This is a genomic window from Sphingomonas benefaciens (assembly GCF_052907485.1).
In genome coordinates this window covers 168911-186269 of the sequence record NZ_JBREIC010000002.1, presented here as the reverse complement: position 1 = coordinate 186269, position 17359 = coordinate 168911, and the positions used below count along the sequence as shown (strand labels likewise).

General features: G+C 68.4%; 17 protein-coding genes. 5 read left to right on the top strand and 12 right to left on the bottom strand.

Going from position 1 to position 17359, the window contains the following annotated elements; all coding sequences use genetic code 11:
* Positions 1 to 116: 116 nt before the first annotated feature.
* The 3 genes from ACU5AX_RS09425 to tgt form a co-directional block, all read right to left on the bottom strand.
* Positions 117 to 2948 carry a M16 family metallopeptidase gene (locus ACU5AX_RS09425; protein ID WP_446690669.1) on the bottom strand — a complete coding sequence of 944 codons (2832 nt, stop codon included), beginning with the start codon at positions 2946 to 2948 and terminating at the stop codon, positions 117 to 119.
* Between the two features lie 203 nt (positions 2949 to 3151).
* Positions 3152 to 3370: a hypothetical protein gene (locus ACU5AX_RS09420; RefSeq protein ID WP_198353614.1), complete on the bottom strand. Its 219-nt coding sequence runs from the start codon at positions 3368 to 3370 to the stop codon at positions 3152 to 3154.
* A 1-nt stretch (position 3371) separates the two neighbouring features.
* Positions 3372 to 4508, bottom strand: a complete 1137-nt coding sequence (gene tgt / locus ACU5AX_RS09415; protein ID WP_446690668.1) for a tRNA guanosine(34) transglycosylase Tgt — start codon at positions 4506 to 4508, stop codon at positions 3372 to 3374.
* A gap of 81 nt (positions 4509 to 4589) precedes the next feature.
* Here tgt and ACU5AX_RS09410 point away from each other — a divergent pair, with 81 nt between their 5' ends.
* On the top strand, positions 4590 to 4754 hold the full coding sequence (locus ACU5AX_RS09410; protein WP_446690667.1) for a hypothetical protein: 165 nt from the start codon (positions 4590 to 4592) through the stop codon (positions 4752 to 4754).
* A 1149-nt stretch (positions 4755 to 5903) separates the two neighbouring features.
* On the opposite strand, the gene ACU5AX_RS09405 is transcribed toward ACU5AX_RS09410, so the two are convergent.
* The 6 genes from ACU5AX_RS09405 to ACU5AX_RS09380 form a co-directional block, all read right to left on the bottom strand.
* Positions 5904 to 6365: an EF-hand domain-containing protein gene (locus tag ACU5AX_RS09405; RefSeq protein WP_446690666.1), complete on the bottom strand. Its 462-nt coding sequence runs from the start codon at positions 6363 to 6365 to the stop codon at positions 5904 to 5906.
* A gap of 5 nt (positions 6366 to 6370) precedes the next feature.
* Positions 6371 to 7402, bottom strand: coding sequence for a tRNA preQ1(34) S-adenosylmethionine ribosyltransferase-isomerase QueA (gene queA, locus ACU5AX_RS09400; protein ID WP_446690665.1), 1032 nt, complete (start codon positions 7400 to 7402; stop codon positions 6371 to 6373).
* The gene (locus tag ACU5AX_RS09395) at positions 7399 to 8109 is read right to left on the bottom strand and encodes a peptidylprolyl isomerase (protein ID WP_198353609.1); all 711 of its coding nucleotides are present in this window, start codon (positions 8107 to 8109) and stop codon (positions 7399 to 7401) included. The genes queA and ACU5AX_RS09395 overlap by 4 nt, the downstream gene beginning before the upstream one ends.
* Positions 8110 to 8209: 100 nt before the next feature.
* Positions 8210 to 8716, bottom strand: a complete 507-nt coding sequence (gene coaD / locus ACU5AX_RS09390; protein WP_446690664.1) for a pantetheine-phosphate adenylyltransferase — start codon at positions 8714 to 8716, stop codon at positions 8210 to 8212.
* 15 nt (positions 8717 to 8731) lie between these two features.
* The gene (locus tag ACU5AX_RS09385; protein WP_446690663.1) at positions 8732 to 9625 is read right to left on the bottom strand and encodes a polyprenyl synthetase family protein; all 894 of its coding nucleotides are present in this window, start codon (positions 9623 to 9625) and stop codon (positions 8732 to 8734) included.
* A gap of 1 nt (position 9626) precedes the next feature.
* Complete coding sequence (locus ACU5AX_RS09380; RefSeq protein ID WP_198353606.1) at positions 9627 to 9866, bottom strand: exodeoxyribonuclease VII small subunit; 240 nt, start codon at positions 9864 to 9866, stop codon at positions 9627 to 9629.
* Between the two features lie 61 nt (positions 9867 to 9927).
* Between ACU5AX_RS09380 and ACU5AX_RS09375 the strand changes: the two genes are divergently transcribed.
* Complete coding sequence (locus tag ACU5AX_RS09375) at positions 9928 to 11286, top strand: NAD-dependent succinate-semialdehyde dehydrogenase (RefSeq protein WP_446690662.1); 1359 nt, start codon at positions 9928 to 9930, stop codon at positions 11284 to 11286.
* Between the two features lie 23 nt (positions 11287 to 11309).
* On the opposite strand, the gene ACU5AX_RS09370 is transcribed toward ACU5AX_RS09375, so the two are convergent.
* Together ACU5AX_RS09370 and ACU5AX_RS09365 are read right to left on the bottom strand one after the other, a co-directional pair.
* Entirely contained in the window at positions 11310 to 11504 is a 195-nt protein-coding gene (locus ACU5AX_RS09370; RefSeq protein ID WP_446690661.1) for a hypothetical protein, read from the bottom strand.
* Between the two features lie 53 nt (positions 11505 to 11557).
* Positions 11558 to 13195 (bottom strand): GGDEF domain-containing protein, encoded by a 1638-nt coding sequence (locus ACU5AX_RS09365; protein ID WP_446690660.1) that lies wholly within the window; start codon positions 13193 to 13195, stop codon positions 11558 to 11560.
* Between ACU5AX_RS09365 and ACU5AX_RS09360 the strand changes: the two genes are divergently transcribed.
* From ACU5AX_RS09360 to ACU5AX_RS09350, 3 genes are all read left to right on the top strand, one after another.
* Positions 13188 to 13451 carry a hypothetical protein gene (locus ACU5AX_RS09360; RefSeq protein ID WP_446690659.1) on the top strand — a complete coding sequence of 88 codons (264 nt, stop codon included), beginning with the start codon at positions 13188 to 13190 and terminating at the stop codon, positions 13449 to 13451. The genes ACU5AX_RS09365 and ACU5AX_RS09360 overlap by 8 nt on opposite strands.
* A 49-nt stretch (positions 13452 to 13500) precedes the next feature.
* On the top strand, positions 13501 to 13821 hold the full coding sequence (locus ACU5AX_RS09355; protein WP_446690658.1) for a hypothetical protein: 321 nt from the start codon (positions 13501 to 13503) through the stop codon (positions 13819 to 13821).
* A gap of 186 nt (positions 13822 to 14007) precedes the next feature.
* Complete coding sequence (locus ACU5AX_RS09350) at positions 14008 to 14838, top strand: 23S rRNA (adenine(2030)-N(6))-methyltransferase RlmJ (RefSeq protein WP_446690657.1); 831 nt, start codon at positions 14008 to 14010, stop codon at positions 14836 to 14838.
* 115 nt (positions 14839 to 14953) lie between these two features.
* Here the strand turns inward: ACU5AX_RS09350 and clpA are convergent, their stop codons facing one another.
* Entirely contained in the window at positions 14954 to 17269 is a 2316-nt protein-coding gene (clpA, locus tag ACU5AX_RS09345) for an ATP-dependent Clp protease ATP-binding subunit ClpA (RefSeq protein WP_446690656.1), read from the bottom strand.
* Positions 17270 to 17359: the final 90 nt, after the last annotated feature.

Sequence of the window (17359 nt, the reverse complement as noted above, 5' to 3'; positions counted from 1 at the left end):
CCGTGCCCGCACCCGCATCGCCCGGCCATAGCGGGATAGGGGTTGCCAGTCCGTCACCATCGCCGGCCCGTCCCGCGGCGGGACGGGCCGTCCCCCTCCCGCGCGGGGAGGGGGGCTCACTTCAGCGTCGCGCTGTCCAGGTTCAGCTGCGTCTCGCCGATCGTCTCGACCTGCGGATAGGCGGCGCGCAGCGGGGCGATGAACTGCTTGGCGTCGCCGACCACGGCGATGCTCGCCGCCTTGGGATCGAGCAGCGCCGCCGACGCCGCCTGCACCTCGGCCGGGGTCACTGCCTCGACCTTCCGCGTGTAAAGCTGCAGCTCGCCGAGCGACACGCCGTCGAGGACATATTCGCCCAATATGCCGGCGACGCCGTCGGTGGTCTCGATGCCGCGGCCGAAATTGCCGACCAGCACCGCCTTGCGCGTCGCCAGCTCCGCCTCGGGCACCGGCGCGCTGCCCATCTTCGCCATTTCCGCGGTCATCAGCGTCACCACTTCCGCCGCGGTCGGGTTCTTGGTCTGCGTCCGCGCCGCGACGCTGCCGATCGTTCGGGCCGCATCGACGCCGCTCGACGCGCCGTAAGCGAGGCCGCGCTTGATCCGCACCTCCTGGTTGATCCGCGACGAGAAGCCGCCGCCCAGCACGGTGTTGGCGACCGCCAGCGGGTAATAGCGCGGATCGGCCCGCGCGATCGCCGGCCGTTCGACGACGACGCCCGCCTGTCCCGCGCCCGGCATGTCGACCGCGACGACGCGCGGTGCGGGCAGCGCCGGCGGCGGCGGCAGCGTCTGGGCGGTGCCACCGGCGCGCCAGCCGCCGAGCTGCGATTCCGCCAGCGTCCTCGCCTGCGCGGGCGTCACGTCGCCGACCAGGATCAGCGCCGCCTGGTCCGGTCGCCAGGTGCGGCCATAGGCACCGACCACGTCGGCCCGCGTGATCGCCTTCAGCGACGAAGGGGTGCCGTTGCCCGGCGCGCCATAGGGCGAGGCGCCGAAGGTGGCGCGATCGGCGACCAGCGCGGCGAGCTGCGCCGGGTTCTTGAGCGCGACGGTGACCCCGTCGATCTGCTGCGCGCGCGCCCGTTCCAGCTCCTGCGGCGCGAACACCGGATGCTGCGCGACATCGGCAAGGATCGTCATCGCCGGGGCGAGCTGGTCGGACTTGACCGTCACCGCGACCGAGCCGCCCTCGCTGGCGGCGTCGGCGCCGATCGACGCGCCCAGGCTTTCGATCTGCCGCGCGATCTCCGTCGCGGAGCGGGTCGTCGTGCCCTTGGTCATCAGATCGGCGGCGAGCTGGCTGACGCCCGACCGGCCGGCCGGATCGAGCGCCTCGCCACCGGTCGCAACCAGATAGGCGGTGGCGATCGGCAGGTCGTGCTTCTCGACCGTGATGACGCGCAGCCCGTTGGCCAGTCGCGTCTCCACCGGCTGCGGCAGATTGGCCGTGACCGGCGCCCCCGGTGGCGGCGGCAGGATGCGCTGCCCCTCGGGCGCGGGCGTCACCACCGCGATCTGCGCCGGCGGGGTCAGCGGCGCAGTCTGCACGGTCGCGGCGACTGCGATCGTGTCGCCGCTGCGGCCGGCCGGCTTGGCGCTGTCCGGCAGATAACGGATCGTCGCCGACTGGTCGTCCCGAAGATAGGCACGCGCCACCCGCTGTACGTCGGCCGCGGTCACCCGGGCGATCTCCGCCAGCTGGCGGTCGGCGGCGCGCGGATCGCCGTCGATGATGACGGAGGAGGCGAGGATGCGCGCCTTGCCCTCGGCGGTCTCGCGGCTTCTGATCGCCGCGGTCAGGATTTCGTTCTTCGCCTCGGCCAGTTCCGCCGCCGACACCGGCGCGTCGCGGAAGCGGGCGATCTCGCGCTTCAGCGCCGCCTCGCCCTGGTCGACCGTCTTGCCGCCCGCCAGGATCGCATAGGCGATGAGATTGCCCGTGCCCTGCTTGCTGTCGAGGAAGCTCGACGCGTCCTGCGCGAGTCTGTCGCGATAGACCAGGCTCTCGTACATCCGGCTGCTTTCGCCGGTCGACAATATGGTGTTGAGCACGGTCAGCGCCGGGATGTCGGCGGCGCGATCGGCCGGCACGTGCCAGCTCATCAGCACCGCGGGCAGCGGCGTATTGGGCTCGTAGACGGTGTAGCTGACCGCCCTGGTCCGCGCCGGCTCCTGCACCGTCACGCGTGGGATGGCGCCCGCGGGCTTGGCGATGCCGGCGAAATACTGGTCGATCCAGCGGTCGAGCTGCGCCGGATCGAAATTGCCCGACACCACCAGGATCGCATTGTCCGGCCGGTAATAGGTCGCGTGGAAGGCGCGCACGTCGTCGATGGACGCGGCCTCCAGATTCTCGATGCTGCCGATCGTCGAACGGGCATAGGGATGCGTCGTATAGGCCGCCGCCGAGAGATAGGTGGAGAAGAGCTTGCCGTAGGGCCGCGCCAGCGTCGACTGGCGCAGTTCCTCCTTCACCACGTCGCGCTCCGAGGCGAAACTCTTCGGCTCGACGACCAGCGCCGCCATCCGGTCGGCTTCCGCGAACAGCAGCCGCTGCAGGTGATTGGCCGGGATCACCTCATAGTAATTGGTATAGTCGTCGTTGGTCGACGCATTGTTGTAGCCGCCGACATCCTCGGTCAGCCGGTCCATCTGTTCGGAGACGAGATTGCGCGTCGCCTTGAACATCAGATGTTCGAACATGTGCGCGAAGCCGGAACGCCCCTTCGGATCGTCCTTCGACCCGACATCGTACCAGACCTGCACCGCGACGTTGGGCGTCGAGGTGTCGCGCAGCGCATAGACGCGCAGGCCGTTGGCGAGGGTGCGCTCGGTAAAGGCGATCGGCTTCACCGCCGATGCAATGGGGGCGGGACGGGTCTGGGCGGTGGCGGCAAGCGGCAGCAGGGCGGCGCCCAGAAGCAGGGCGGCACGAACGAGGCGCATCGAGTCAGGCTCCGACATGATGGGAGCGGCGAGCGTGGCAGGGCGCGCAGGTCGGTGTCAATCATCCTCCCCGGCACGGGGAGGGGGACCGCCGCGCAGCGGTGGTGGAGGGGGCTATCCGCGAACGTTGCGCTGCGTGGAAGCCCCCCTCCACCAGCTTCGCTGGTCCCCCTCCCCGCAAAGCGGGGAGGACCTAGACGCCGTCACCCCTTCTTCTTGCCTTTCTGGCCCTTGCCCGAATTGGCGAACAGCACCGCCGCGGCGACCGCCGCCGAACCGATGCCGACGCCGATGATCCGCATCGGCCAATGGCCCTTCTTCGCCGGGTCCGCGGTATGCGCCTGGGCGGCGCTGCCCGAGGCTTTCGCGGCGGCGGCGGCGGCGAGGATCTCGTTGGGCTGGTCGGCGGACTGGTCTGCCATCTTACTCTCCCTGCTCGCGCCGGTACTTGGCACGAAACGAACTGGCGAATGCGGTCAACGTGCCGCTCGCAATGGCCCCGCGCAGGTCCGCCATCAAGTCCTGATAGAAGCGAATATTATGCTCGGTCATCAGCATCGCGCCGAGGATCTCGCCGGCGCGGACCAGATGGTGCAGATAGGCGCGGCTCCAGGTCGTGCACACCGGGCAGCCGCACGACGGGTCGAGCGGGCCGGTATCCTCGGCGAATTTGGCGTTGCGCAGGTTGATCGGCCCGCCCCGCGTGAACGCCTGGCCGGTCCGCCCGGACCGGGTCGGCAGCACGCAATCGAACATGTCGATGCCGCGCTCCACCGCGCCGACGATGTCGTCGGGCTTGCCGACGCCCATCAGATAGCGGGGCTTGTCGGCGGGCAGCTGGCCGGGCGCGAAGTCGAGGCAGCCGAACATCGCCTCCTGCCCTTCGCCGACCGCGAGGCCGCCGACCGCATAGCCGTCGAAGCCGATGTCGATCAGCGCATCGGCGCTCGCCCTGCGCAATCCCTCGTCGAGCGCGCCCTGCTGGATGCCGAAGATCGCGTTGTTGGCGCCATGTTCGCCGCCGCCGTCGAAGGCGTCACGGCTGCGCTTCGCCCAGCGCATCGACCGCTCCATCGCCGCCGCCTGCACCTCGCGCGTCGAGGTCGTCGGCACCAGTTCGTCGAACGCCATGACGATGTTGCTGCCGAGCAGCCGCTGGATCTCGATCGAGCGCTCCGGGCTGAGCAGGTGGCGCGTGCCGTCGAGATGCGACTTGAACGACACGCCCTCCTCCGACCTTTTGGTCAGATCGGCGAGGCTCATCACCTGATAGCCGCCCGAGTCGGTCAGGATCGGCTTCGACCAGCCCATGAAATCGTGCAGCCCGCCCAGCCGCGCGACGCGCTCCGCGCCAGGCCGCAGCATCAGGTGATAGGTGTTGCCGAGGATGATGTCGGCGCCGGCGGCGGCAACGTCACCGGGCTTCATCGCCTTGACGGTGGCGGCGGTGCCGACCGGCATGAAGGCGGGGGTGCGGATCGTGCCGCGCTGCATCCGGATCGTGCCGGTGCGCGCGCGGCCGTCGGTGGCCGCGATGGAGAAGGCGAAACGTTCGGTCATGGGGCAGGGCTCATGACGAAAGCGGCGTCCGGTGTCGAGCGTGCCCCTCGTGCGTTGGGGCCGGTGAGACAGGAGGATAGCATGACCGACCCCGACATGGCCCCCGGCGATCAGGCCGCGCCCGGCACCCCCGGCACCGGCGAGAACGTCTGCCCGCGCTGCAACGGCAGCGGCCGGATCGACAGCGGTCCTTGCCCGAATTGCGACGGCAGCGGCGTGGTGATCGAAGGGATCGGCGGCGGCTGAAACCGCTGTCCTACAAAGGTGCAGGTGGGGTAGTGGGTGGGGATCGCTCCACCGCTCTTTCGCATCGTCCAATCATGCCCGTTCGAGCGCTTGCGCAGAGGACCGGAAGAAACGGCGTTCAGGCGTCAATTCTGTCAAGACTCGCGAGAATATGCATGCAAGCGAGAGGCTTAGCGGGCCCTATCCCGGCACCCATCCCCCTTCGTCATCCCGGCGAAAGCCGGGACCCATGGAGGCGATCGGTTGAAGGTGGCGCATCACGCCGCTGGCGCGCTGTCCATGGGTCCCCGCGCGCGCCGGGATGACCGGGGGAGAAAGGGCTGCGTCCCCCTAGCCGTCATCCCCGCGCAGGCGGGGATCCAGACGCGCAGGTGGTCATGGGGGCCGCCACGTCAGCGCCTCTGGATTCCCGCCTCCGCGGGAATGACGATGGAGACAGATGACCCGCCCCTCGTTCCCCTATATCCTTGGAACGGAAGCCCAGCCTCTTGGCCGTCATCCCGGCGAAAGCCGGGACCCACGGAGGCGATCGGTTGAACGTGGCGCATCACGCCGCTGGCGCGCTGTCCATGGGTCCCCGCGCGCGCCGGGATGACTGGGGGAGAAAGGGCTGCGTCCCCCTAGCCGTCATCCCCGCGCAGGCGGGGATCCAGACGCGCAGGTCGTCATGGGGGCCGCCACGTCAGCGCCTCTGGATTCCCGCCTCCGCGGGAATGACGATGGAGACAGATGACCCGCCCCTCGTTCCCCTATATCCTTGGAACGGAAGCCCAGCCTCTTGGCCGTCATCCCGGCGAAAGCCGGGACCCACGGAGGCGATCGGTTGAAGGTGGCGCGTCACGCCGCTGGCGCGCAGTCCATGGGTCCCGGCTTTCGCCGGGATGAACGGGGGACAAAGGGCGGCCCTCGCGCCACCGTCATCCCCGCGAAGGCGGGGATCCAGACGCGCAGGTCATCGTAGGAACCGCCACGTCAGCGTCTCTGGATTCCCGCCTCCGCGGGAATGACGGTGGAGTGGGGCTCGAGCAGCGTCCGATCCATCATCCAAGGTCTCGGGACGCTTGCCGCGGGTGCGACCTTTGCGACTTTCCACCGCACCGCCGCCCCCGCGCAAGTGCGACCTTTGAGACCTTCCGCAACCCGTCGGTCTTACCGCCGCCGCCCGCGTCCCGGCACCGGCCCCGTCGCCATCCCGGCATTGGCGCGGATCGTCAGCGTTTCCTTGCGAGTCACCGTGCCGTCCCTGTCCTTGTCGAGCCGGTCGAAGATCCGCCCGAACGCCGCGTCCAGCTCGGCGAGCGTGATCCGGTTGTCGCCATCGGCATCGACCTCGAACGGGCTCGGCAGGGCGTTGCGGTCGCCCAGCCAGCGCTCCGCCCAATCGGCGAAGGCGATATAGCCGATCGATCCGCCGCTCGCGCCGTCGGCGGTCGCGAAGCTGCGCCGCACGCCGGCCTGCAGCTCGGCGCGGGTCGTGCGGCCGTCGCCGTCGGCGTCCCAGGCGGCGATCGCCATCGCCGCCGGCGCGACGACGAAGGTCGCGGGCGGCTGTGCCTGGGTCGGCGGCGCCGTCGGCACGGGTGCGACCTGAAGCAGCAGCGCGATCAGCATAAGCATCACCGTGACGGCAGGAGGAGCGAGGAATCCCCGTAACTGTAGAAGCGATAGCCGGACGCGATCGCGCGGGCATAGGCGGCCTGCATCCGCTCCAGCCCCATCAGCGCGCTGACCAGCATGAACAGCGTCGACTTGGGCAGGTGAAAATTGGTCATCAGCCCGTCGATCGCGCGAAAGCGGTAGCCCGGCGTGATGAAGATCGACGTGTCGCCCTCGAACGGCGCGATGCCGTCGCCGCCCTGCGCGGCGCTTTCCAGCAGCCGCAGCGAGGTGGTGCCGACCGCGATCACCCGCCTGCCGCGGGCGCGCACCGCGTTCAGCCGATCGGCGGTGGCGGCGTCGATCCGCCCCCATTCGGCATGCATGCGGTGCGCGTCGGTATCCTCCGCCTTGACGGGGAGGAAGGTGCCGGCGCCGACGTGCAGCGTCAGCGTCTCGTGCAGGATCCCCGCCGTCGCCAGTCGCGCCATCAGTTCGGGCGTGAAATGCAGCGCCGCCGTCGGCGCGGCGACCGCGCCCGCCGCCGCGGCGAACATCGTCTGGTAATCGTCGGCGTCGCGCGCGTCGGTCGGGCGCTTGGCGGCGATATAGGGCGGCAGCGGCATCCGCCCGGCGCGTTCGAGCAGCAACTCGACCGGCTCCTCGCCGGCGAAATCCAGCGCGAAGCTGCCGTCGTCGGCTCGGTCGGACGCGGTCGCGGTGACGCCCTGGCCGAAGTCGATCGCATCGCCCTCGCGCAGCCGCTTGGCATTGCGGATGAAGGCGCGCCACCGCCGCGGCCCCTCGCGCTTGTGCAGCGTCGCGCCGATGCTGGCATCGCCCCGGCGTCCCTCCAGCTGCGCCGGGATCACCTTGGTGTCGTTGAACACCAGGCAGTCGCCGGCGCGCAGCAGGTCTGGCAGGTCGCGGACCTGCGCGTCGCTGGTCCCGTCGCCGTGGAGCACCAGCATCCGCGCCGAATCGCGTGGGCTGGCGGGGCGCAGCGCGATATTCTCGGGCGGCAGCGCGAAGTCGAAGAGCTCGACCCTCACTTGGCCTGCGGTGCCACCTTCTTGGGGGCCGCCTTGCCGGCGGGGCGAGGGGTGCCCTTGCCCGCACCGGGCAGCGTCACCGGCGCCCCCAACGTCACCGGCGCGGGCGCCGGCATGTTGGCATAGGGCGGGGGATTGTCCGCGGCGATATAGGCGTGGACGATCTTGGTCGGGTCCGACGGCGGCTCGCCGCGCTCGATCGCGTCGACATATTGCATGCCGTCGATGACGCGGCCGAACACGGTGTACTTCTTGTCGAGGCTGAGCCTGGGCTGGAAGACGATGAAGAACTGGCTGTTGGCGCTGTTCGGATCGTCGGCCCGTGCCGCCGCCACCGCACCGCGGACGTGGGGCAGATAGTTGAATTCGGACGCGACGTTGGGCAGCGTCGAACCGCCGGTGCCGTCGCCCTTCGGGTCGCCGCCCTGCGCCATGAAGCCGTCGATCACCCGGTGGAAGGCGAGGCCGTCATAGAAATGCTGGCGGGTCAGCGTCTTGATCCGCTCGACCATCTTCGGCGCGACATCCGGACGCAGCCAGATCGTGACCCGGCCGCCGTCGGACAGGTCGAGCAGCCACTGATTCTCCTTGTCGGTGATCGCCGGCGGTGTCGCCCGGCCGGGGACATTGGCCTCGATGACCTGCGCGGCCACCGGACTGGTCGCCAGAAACAGGGAAAGCGTCAAAAAACGGGCAAACGAACGCATGGACTTCCTATCCCGAAGATGGCGCGGGCTTAGACCAGAACCGGGCTTGCGCCAAACTGAACATTGCCAGGGGTTTGCCGCGTCCCGCCGGCGGGCGGGACTAGCTGCCCTTGCGGCCGATCGCCTCGACCCGCGCGATCACCTCTTCGCACACCTGCGGCGTGACGAACTTGCCGATCGGCCCGCCGAACAGCGCGATCTCCTTGACCAGCCGGCTGGCGATCGGCTGCAGCGCGACGTCCGCCATCAGGAAGACGGTCTCGACCCGCGGATTGATCTGCTGGTTCATGCCCGCCATCTGATATTCGTATTCGAAGTCGGCGACCGCGCGCAGGCCCCGGACGATGACCCTGGCGCCCTCGCGCTCGGCGAAGTCCATCAGCAGCGAATCGAACGCGACGACCTCGATCGCACCGGCGATGCCCGCCACCTCGCGCCGCACGATCGCCATCCGCTCGTCGAGCGTGAACATCGGCGACTTGGACGGATTGGTGGTCACCCCGATCACCAATTTGTCGACCAGCTTCGCGCCGCGGCGGATGATGTCCATATGCCCGAGCGTGATCGGGTCGAACGTGCCGGGATAGACGCCGATGCGGGTCGTCATGGTGCAGGGCTCCCCTTAGCGGTCGCGCGTCACGACGTAGCGGGCGAGGGCGCGCAGCACGTCCGCCTCCGCGCCGAAGCCCTTGAGATGCTCGACCGCCTGGTCGACCAACATGCGGCATTGCTCGCGCGCTCGCTCGATGCCGAGCAGGGTCAGGAACGTCTCCTTGCCCGCGCCGTCGTCCTTGCGCAGCCGCTTGCCGGCCACCGCCTCGTCACCCTCTGCGTCGAGCAGATCGTCGGCGATCTGGAAGGCGAGGCCGAGGTCGTGCGCATAGCCGCGCAGCGCGGTGCGGCCCTCCGGCGGCACCCGGCCGAGGATCGCGCCCGCCTCGACCGACACGCCGATCAGCGCGCCGGTCTTCATCTGCTGCAGCCGGGTCACCGTCGGCAGGTCGAAGCGCGATCGTTCGGCGACCAGGTCCATCATCTGGCCGCCCGCCATGCCGGTCGGGCCGGAGGCATGGGCGACCGCCATCACCAGTTCGGCGCGGACGAACGGGTCGGCGTGCGTCGCCGGATCGGCCAGCACCTCGAACGCCAGCGCATGCAGGCAGTCGCCGGCCAGGATCGCCGTCGCCTCGTCGAACGCCTTGTGCACCGTCGGCTTGCCGCGACGCATGTCGTCGTCGTCCATAGCCGGCAGGTCGTCGTGGATCAGCGAATAGACGTGGATCGCCTCGATCGCCGCCGCGACCTCGCCCGAACAGTCGCGCGACACGCCGAACAGATCGGCGGTGGCACAGACCAGCAGCGGTCGCAGCCGCTTGCCGCCGCCGATGGCGGCATGGCGCATCGCCCGGTACAGGTCGGCGCGGGCATCGTCGGGAACGGCGAGCAGCCGGTCGAAGCGCGCATCGATGTCGGCGGCGACGTCGCTGAGGGCGGTGGCGAGCACCGGCGGGATCATGTCAGCCTGCGGCAAAGGGACGCGTTCCCGCCGGCTTGCCCTCGGCGTCCAGCCGGATCGCCTCGATCCGCGCCTGCGCCGCATCGAGCCGCTCCGCGCAGCGCTGGCGCAGGCGGTCGCCGCGTTCGTAAAGCGCGATCGACTCGTCCAGCGTCGCTTCGCCGCTTTCCAGCCGCGACACGATCCGCTCCAGTTCCTTCAGCGCATCCTCGAACGACAGGTTTTCGATCGGCGTATCCATAACATGGCGCTATGCGGCAGGGCGCCGGATCGGGCAAGCGCCCCCGCGCGTTCGGTCCGCCATGTTCACCAGCATCAATCCCGCCACTGGCGAGGCCGGCACGCCCATCCCGGAGCTCACCGCCGATCAGATCGAGCAACGGCTCGCCCGCGCCGCCGCCGCCTATGCCGCCTGGCGGCTGACCTCCTACGACGAGCGCACGGCGCTGTTGGAACGGATCGCCGAAGCGTTCGAGGCGGACAAGCGCCGCCTCGCCGAAATTGCGACGCGGGAAATGGGCAAGACGCTGAAGTCGGCGATCGCCGAAGTCGAGAAATGCGCCGCCGCCTTCCGCCATTATGCGCAACAGGGGCCGGCGATGCTGACCCCGGCGACCTTCGACACCGCCTCCGGCCCGGCCAAGGCGCGCTGGCTGCCGATGGGGCCGGTACTGGCGGTGATGCCGTGGAACTTCCCCTATTGGCAGGTGATCCGCTTCGTCGCGCCGACGATCATGGCGGGCAATGTCGGGCTGCTCAAACATGCCTCGATCACGCAGGGCTGCGGCGCCGCGATCGAGGAGACGATCATCGCCGCCGGCGCCCCGGCCGGTCTGTTCCAGAACCTCGCCATCCGCTCTGACAAGGTCGGCGCGCTGATCGCCGATCCGCGCATCGTCGCAGTCACGCTGACCGGCAGCGAGGGCGCGGGGATCAAGGTTGCCGAGGCGGCGGGCCGGCAGTTGAAGAAGGTCGTGCTGGAATTGGGCGGCTCCGACCCGTTCATCGTCATGCCCTCCGCCGATCTCGACAAAGCGGTCGAACAGGCGGTCAAGGCGCGCACCCAGAACACCGGCCAGTCATGCATCTGCGCCAAGCGGATGATCGTCCACGCCGATGTGTACGACGCCTTTCTGGAACGATTTTCGGCGGCGATGCGCGCGGTCAAGGCCGGGGATCCGATGGCGGCGGATACCGACATGGGGCCGCTGTCGAGCGAGGAGCAGCGGCAGACCACGCTCGACCAGCTCGATGCGATCCAACGCGCCGGCGGCCGCCTGCTGTTCGGCGGCGAAGCGCTGCCCGGCAAGGGCGCCTATATGTCCGCCGGCGTGCTGGTCGACGTGCCGATCGATGATCCGGCGGCGCAGGAAGAGCTGTTCGGGCCGGTGGCGATGGTCTTCAGGGCCGCCGACATCGATGCGGCGATCGCGCTCGCCAACGACATCCCCTTCGGGCTTGGCTCGTCGGTGTGGACCAACGATCCTGCCGAGCGCGAACGCTTTGAGCGCGATATCGAGGCGGGGATGATCGCGGTCAATGCGATGCTGGCCTCGTCACCCGAGGCGCCGTTCGGCGGCATCAAGCGCTCCGGCCATGGTCGCGAACTCGGCCCCTACGGCCTGCACGAATTCATGAACCTGAAGACAGTGTTCGGCTGAGTCGCGCGGCTATCCGGCAACGGTCAGCGCAGGTGCTGTGTCCAGGTGTAGAGGACCGACACGCCGACCAGCCCCAGGTCGATCGCCGCCTGCATCCGCCGCGGGGCCGGGTCACCGACGTCATGGGTGATCAGCCGGATGTCGGCGGTCGGGTGGCGCATGCACAGTGCCGCCAGCACCAGGCCGGCGCCTATCGCAACTTTCCGCCGATCGCCCATGCGCTTGCCTCCACGACGCAGCCTAGCAGAGATGCGCCTCCGGCGCCAGTCGGTCAGGCGGCGCGGAACAGCGGCGCGGCATCGCGGACGCGATCGCGCCCCGCCGCCTTGGCCTCGAACAGGGCGCGGTCGGCGCAGCGGTACAGCGCCTTCCAATCGATCTCGCGCAGCAGCGGCCCGACGCAGGTGCCGACGCTGGCCGTGACGGTCATGTCGAAGGGCATGCGCTCGGCGCGCAGCCGGTCGAGCACGCCCTCCGCGTCGAACGGCACGCCGGCCGGAACGATCAGGGCGAATTCCTCGCCGCCGACCCGCGCCACCAGCCCCTCGGCCGGCACCGCCGCCTGCAGCGCGCGGGCGACGACGCGCAGCACCTCGTCGCCGCCATCGTGGCCGATCGTCTCGTTGACCGTCTTGAAGTGGTCGATGTCGGCCAGGATCAGCCGCTGCTCGCCCTCACGCCCGATCGCCTGTTCCAGAAAGGCGCGGCGGTTGAGCAGGCCGGTCAGCGGATCGGTCGCGGCGAGCAGCCGCGCCGCGATCTCCTGCTCGCGTGCCTCGTCGCGCTCGACGCTGAGCAGGCGGATCCGATAGGCGACGCCGAGCGACGACAATGCCGCCTCCATCGCCATGGCGAGCAGCGTCGACTGGTCGATCCACCAATGCCAGGCGATGACGTTCATCGCCGCGAGGATGCGCACGCCCGCCAGGAACACCGGGCCGCCCCAGGCGAGCGCGAAGATCCAGAGATGATTGCTGCGCAGCCGCCACGCCCGCCACAGGATCGCCGGGACGAGGCCGAGCAGCAGCAGGTAGGAAAGATTGACGGCGGCATCGATCGGCCGGGCGAAATGCGGTGCGAACAGCGCGAAGCCGATGGTGGTGACGATCACCGCACCGGCGACGGCACTGCTCGCCGGACGAAGCCAGCCGTCGAACACGCGTCGTTCGAAGAAGGCGCGGGCGAAGGTCAGCGCGGCGACCGCCGATGCCGCGAGCAGCAGATAGTTGATCCGCATCCGGTCGTTGTTGTCGATGTTGGTGATCTGGCCGAGCAGGCCCGACGACGAGAAGGCATAGCCGAGCAGGCACAGCACCATCAGGCAATAGGCCGGCTGGAATGCCTGGCGCAGCGCCGCCCAGAGGGCGAGATTGTAGATCAGCAACGCCAGGCACATACCGGCGAAGGCGGCATAGAGCGCCGCCATGCCGAGTTCGCTACCCGCCGCCTGGTGGTGGTCGGCGATGCGCGCGCCGCTGATCACGCCGCGCAGATTGAGCGAGCGTTCGACCCGCCACAGGATCTGCACCGGCGGCGCGGCGCGGGGCGGCAGCATGAACTGGAAGGTCGCGCCGAGCATCAGGTTGTTGCCCGCATGGCCGCTGTCGAAGCCGTGGCGGGTGATATGCCCGTCGGCATGGAGCACGTAGAGCGTGACGCGATCCTGCCAGGTGCTGGCGAATCGGACGGCGGTCATCGTGCCTGGTGCGACGAAAGGCCGCGACCGGATCCAGAAATCGCCCGAGCCGTAACTGCTCTGCCGGCGGCGACAATCGAACCGGTCGCGTACGCCGAACATCGTGGCGGGAGTGTCGTGCGGCTGGACCCGCGCGATGCAGGTGTCGAGGGCGGTGCCGATCGCTGCAGTGGCAGGCGTCGCGAGCACGGCGAACAGCAACGCGATGGCCATCGCCCATGTTCGTCGCAGACCCCCGTTCGGCATATTCAACCCGCTAAACCGGTTTCCCCAAACATTGGTTAACAGTGGGAAAAGTGGCTGCCGCACGGTGGCGAGAGCGTTCAAAAGGAATGCTGTGCCGCAACGCACCCTCGCGCGCTACTGGCGGTCAGGCGGTGTACAGGCGGTGGCCGATGCGCTCCTGCGGCGAACGGGTCTTTTCTCGGCTGACGGCGGCGCGGCCCGGCTCGACCATCGGTCGATCTGACCGTGCCGAAGCCGTGCCCTGACCAGCCTGGCGTGCTAGGGCCGGCGATATGTCGAAATCACATAGCAACGGCGGCACCGTCGATGTCGATGGCGTCGCCTATGAGTGGCACCTGCAACGCGAACCGCATCAGTCCGATGACGAGGGCTGGAAGGGCATGACGATCGCCCTCCTCGAACGCGACGCACAGCGCGAAGCCTGGGTCGAGTTTCCGCCGCCCAAGCGGCTTTTGAAAGGCCTGCCACGAGGCCGCCTGCAACTCGACGATGCGACCATCGCACGGTGCGTGCGCGCCGCCTTGTCGGCGGGTTGGGAGCCGACGTCCCGCGGTAAGCCGGTGGTGTTCACGGTCGATGCCGACGGCAATTGAGGCGGCCCCTTGGACTGTGAAGGTCGGACGTGAAAGTGAAGTCGCGCAATGGCCGAACGCGACAATGCCTTGGAGAACTTGGCCTGCTAGCGGCACTCGACCCGTGTCGGTGATTCCAGGCCGGCGGGGGCGCCCGCATCGATCGCCGCCAGCGTATCAGGCGGAGCAACGGGATTTGAGATTGCAGTGAACTATCGCCATTCCTTCCACGCCGGCAACAGCGCCGACGTCGTCAAGCACGCCCTGCTGATCGCGCTGGTGCGTGCCCTGCAACTGAAACAGGGTGCGCTGACCCTGATCGATACGCATGCCGGTTGCGGGCTGTACGACCTCTACGGCGAGGCTGCCCAGCGCACGGGTGAATCGATCCACGGCGTGGTACGGGCGGCTGCTGACCCCAACCCATTGCTGGACGAATATCGCGCTGCCGTGCGGGCGGTGAATGACGCGGCCGAGCCGCGTCTCTACCCGGGGTCGCCGCGCGTGCTGGCGCAGCTTCTGCGCCCGCAGGATCTTTTGATCCTCAATGAAAAACATCCCGAAGACGCCGATACCCTGCGCAGGGAGATGCGCGGCACACCCGCCGCCGTGCACGAGCGGGACGCCTATGAATTTTGGCTGGCGATGGTGCCGCCGCGGACCGCACGCGGCGTGGTGGTGGTCGACCCGCCCTATGAGCAAACGGACGAACGCGCCCGCATCGCGGCCACGCTGGGCATGGCGCACCGCAAATGGGGGCACGGCGTGACGGTGATCTGGTATCCGCTGAAAGACCGCGCGACACATTTGCGGTGGAAAGAACAGTTGCGGAAGCTTGGCATCCCCAAGTTTCTGACGGTCGAGCATTGGTTGTACGACGAGGATCAGCCCGGCATCTACAACGGTGCGGGGCTCTTCATCATCAACCCGCCCTATGCCTTCACCCAGGCGCTGCCAGCCCTGCTGGGGGCCCTGCGCACTGCCCTAGCGCCTGAGGGGCATGATGGCGTCATGTCCGCCGACTGGTTAATCGTCTAAGGCAAAGCTGTATTGCCCCCTCTTTCACGGCGGGGACGAGTGCCGCGGAAACGAAAACGGATCGGACTCCATCGAGTCCGATCCGCTTCGCCATCAGCCTGTGGGAAGAGACGCCCTACTTGGCGTCGACCGCCTCGGGCTTGCCCTTCTTGCGCGGCTTCTTCGGCGCGGCCGGCTCGATCGCGAAGGACAAGGCGCCGTCCTTCATCTTCACCGTCACCTCGCCGCCGTGGACCAGCTTGCCGAACAGCAATTCCTCGGCGAGCGGCTGCTTGATCTTCTCTTGGATCAAACGACCCATTGGGCGGGCACCGTACAATTTGTCATAGCCCTTTTCAGTCAGCCACGCCTTGGCCGCATCATCCAGGTTGATATGGACCTGCCGATCCGCCAGCTGCAGCTCGAGCTGGAGGATGAACTTGTCCACCACCCGCGCCACCACCTCGGTCGGCAGATAGCCGAACGGCACGATCGCATCGAGCCGGTTGCGGAATTCCGGCGAGAACATCCGCTGCACCGCCTGCTCGTCCTCGCCCTCGCGGGTGAGGTTGCCGAAGCCGACCGTCTCGCGCGCCATGTCGGCGGCGCCGGCATTGGTCGTCATGATCAGGATGACGTTGCGGAAGTCGACCGTCTTGCCGTGCTGGTCGGTCAGGCGCCCGTTGTCCATCACCTGCAACAGGATGTTGAACAGGTCCGGGTGCGCCTTCTCAATCTCGTCGAGCAGCAGCACGCAATGAGGGTTCTGATCGACCGCGTCGGTCAGCAGCCCGCCCTGGTCGAAGCCGACATAGCCGGGAGGCGCACCGATCAATCGACTGACCGAATGCCGCTCCATATATTCGGACATGTCGAACCGCTGGAGCGGGATGCCGAGGATCGCCGACAGCTGCTTGGCGACCTCCGTCTTGCCGACGCCGGTCGGGCCGGTGAACAGATAGTTGCCGATCGGCTTTTCCGGATCGCGCAAGCCCGCACGGGACAGCTTGATTGCGGCGGCGAGCTTCTCGATCGCCCCGTTCTGGCCGAACACCACGCGCTTCAGATCGGTTTCCAGCGTCTCCAGCGCCTTCTTGTCGTCCGTGCTGACCGACTTCGGCGGGATGCGCGCCATCGTCGCGATCACCGCCTCGATCTCGCGCGCCGTGATCGTCTTCTTGCGCTTGTTCTGCGGCACCAGCATCTGCATCGCGCCGACCTCGTCGATCACATCGATCGCCTTGTCGGGCAGCTTGCGGTCGTTGATGTAGCGCGCCGACAGCTCCACCGCCGACTTGATCGCGTCGGGTGTGTATTTGACGCTGTGATGCTCCTCGAACGCCGAGCGCAAGCCGGCGAGGATCTTGATCGTATCCTCGATCGTCGGTTCGTTGACGTCGATCTTCTGGAAGCGGCGCAGCAGCGCGCGATCCTTCTCGAAGTGGTTGCGGAACTCCTTGTAGGTCGTCGAGCCGATGCAGCGGATCGTGCCGCCCGACAGCGCCGGCTTGAGCAGGTTGGACGCGTCCATCGCACCGCCGCTGGTCGCGCCGGCACCGATCACGGTGTGGATCTCGTCGATGAACAGGACCGCGTGCGGCAGCTTCTCCAGCTCGTTGACGACCGCCTTCAGCCGCTCCTCGAAATCGCCGCGGTAGCGGGTACCGGCGAGCAGCGCGCCCATGTCGAGGCTGTAGATGACGGCTTCCCTGAGCACGTCGGGCACCTCGCCCTCGACGATCTTGCGCGCCAGCCCTTCGGCGATCGCGGTCTTGCCGACGCCGGGATCACCGACATAGAGCGGGTTGTTCTTGCTGCGGCGGCACAGGATCTGGATCGTGCGGTCGACCTCCGGCCCGCGGCCGATCAGCGGATCGACCTTGCCGATCTTCGCCTTCTCGTTGAGATCGACGGTGAACTGCTTGAGCGCGCTTTCGCCCTTGCCCTTGTCGGCGGCGACCTTCGGCTTTTCCTCCTCGGCACCCTTCGGGGGCGTCGCCTCGTTGGCTTGGGCGCCCTTGCCGACGCCGTGGCTGATGAAGCTGACCGCATCGAGACGGCTCATGTCCTGCTGCTGCAGGAAATAGACGGCATAACTCTCGCGCTCGCTGAACAGAGCGACGAGCACGTTGGCGCCGGTCACCTCGTCGCGGCCCGACGATTGGACGTGCAGGATGGCGCGCTGGACGACGCGCTGGAACCCGCTGGTCGGCGACGGGTCGGTCGCGGCATCGACCTTCAGCGCATCGAGTTCGGTATCGAGATAATGAGCGACGGTGGTCTTCAGATCGCCGAGATCGACGTTGCAGGCCTCCATCACTTTCGACGCATGTTCGTCGCCGATCAGCGCCAGGAGCAGATGCTCCAGCGTCGCATATTCGTGGCGGCGGGACGACGCGGCCTCGAGCGCCTTGTGCAGCGTGGTCTCGAGCGCGGGGGCGAAGGATGGCATTCAGCTTACTCCAGTCGGGCCACGGTGGATCGCCGGGCCCTTTCCACCAATGTCGGTATTATGGGGCGTTCCATCAACCATCCGGGTAAC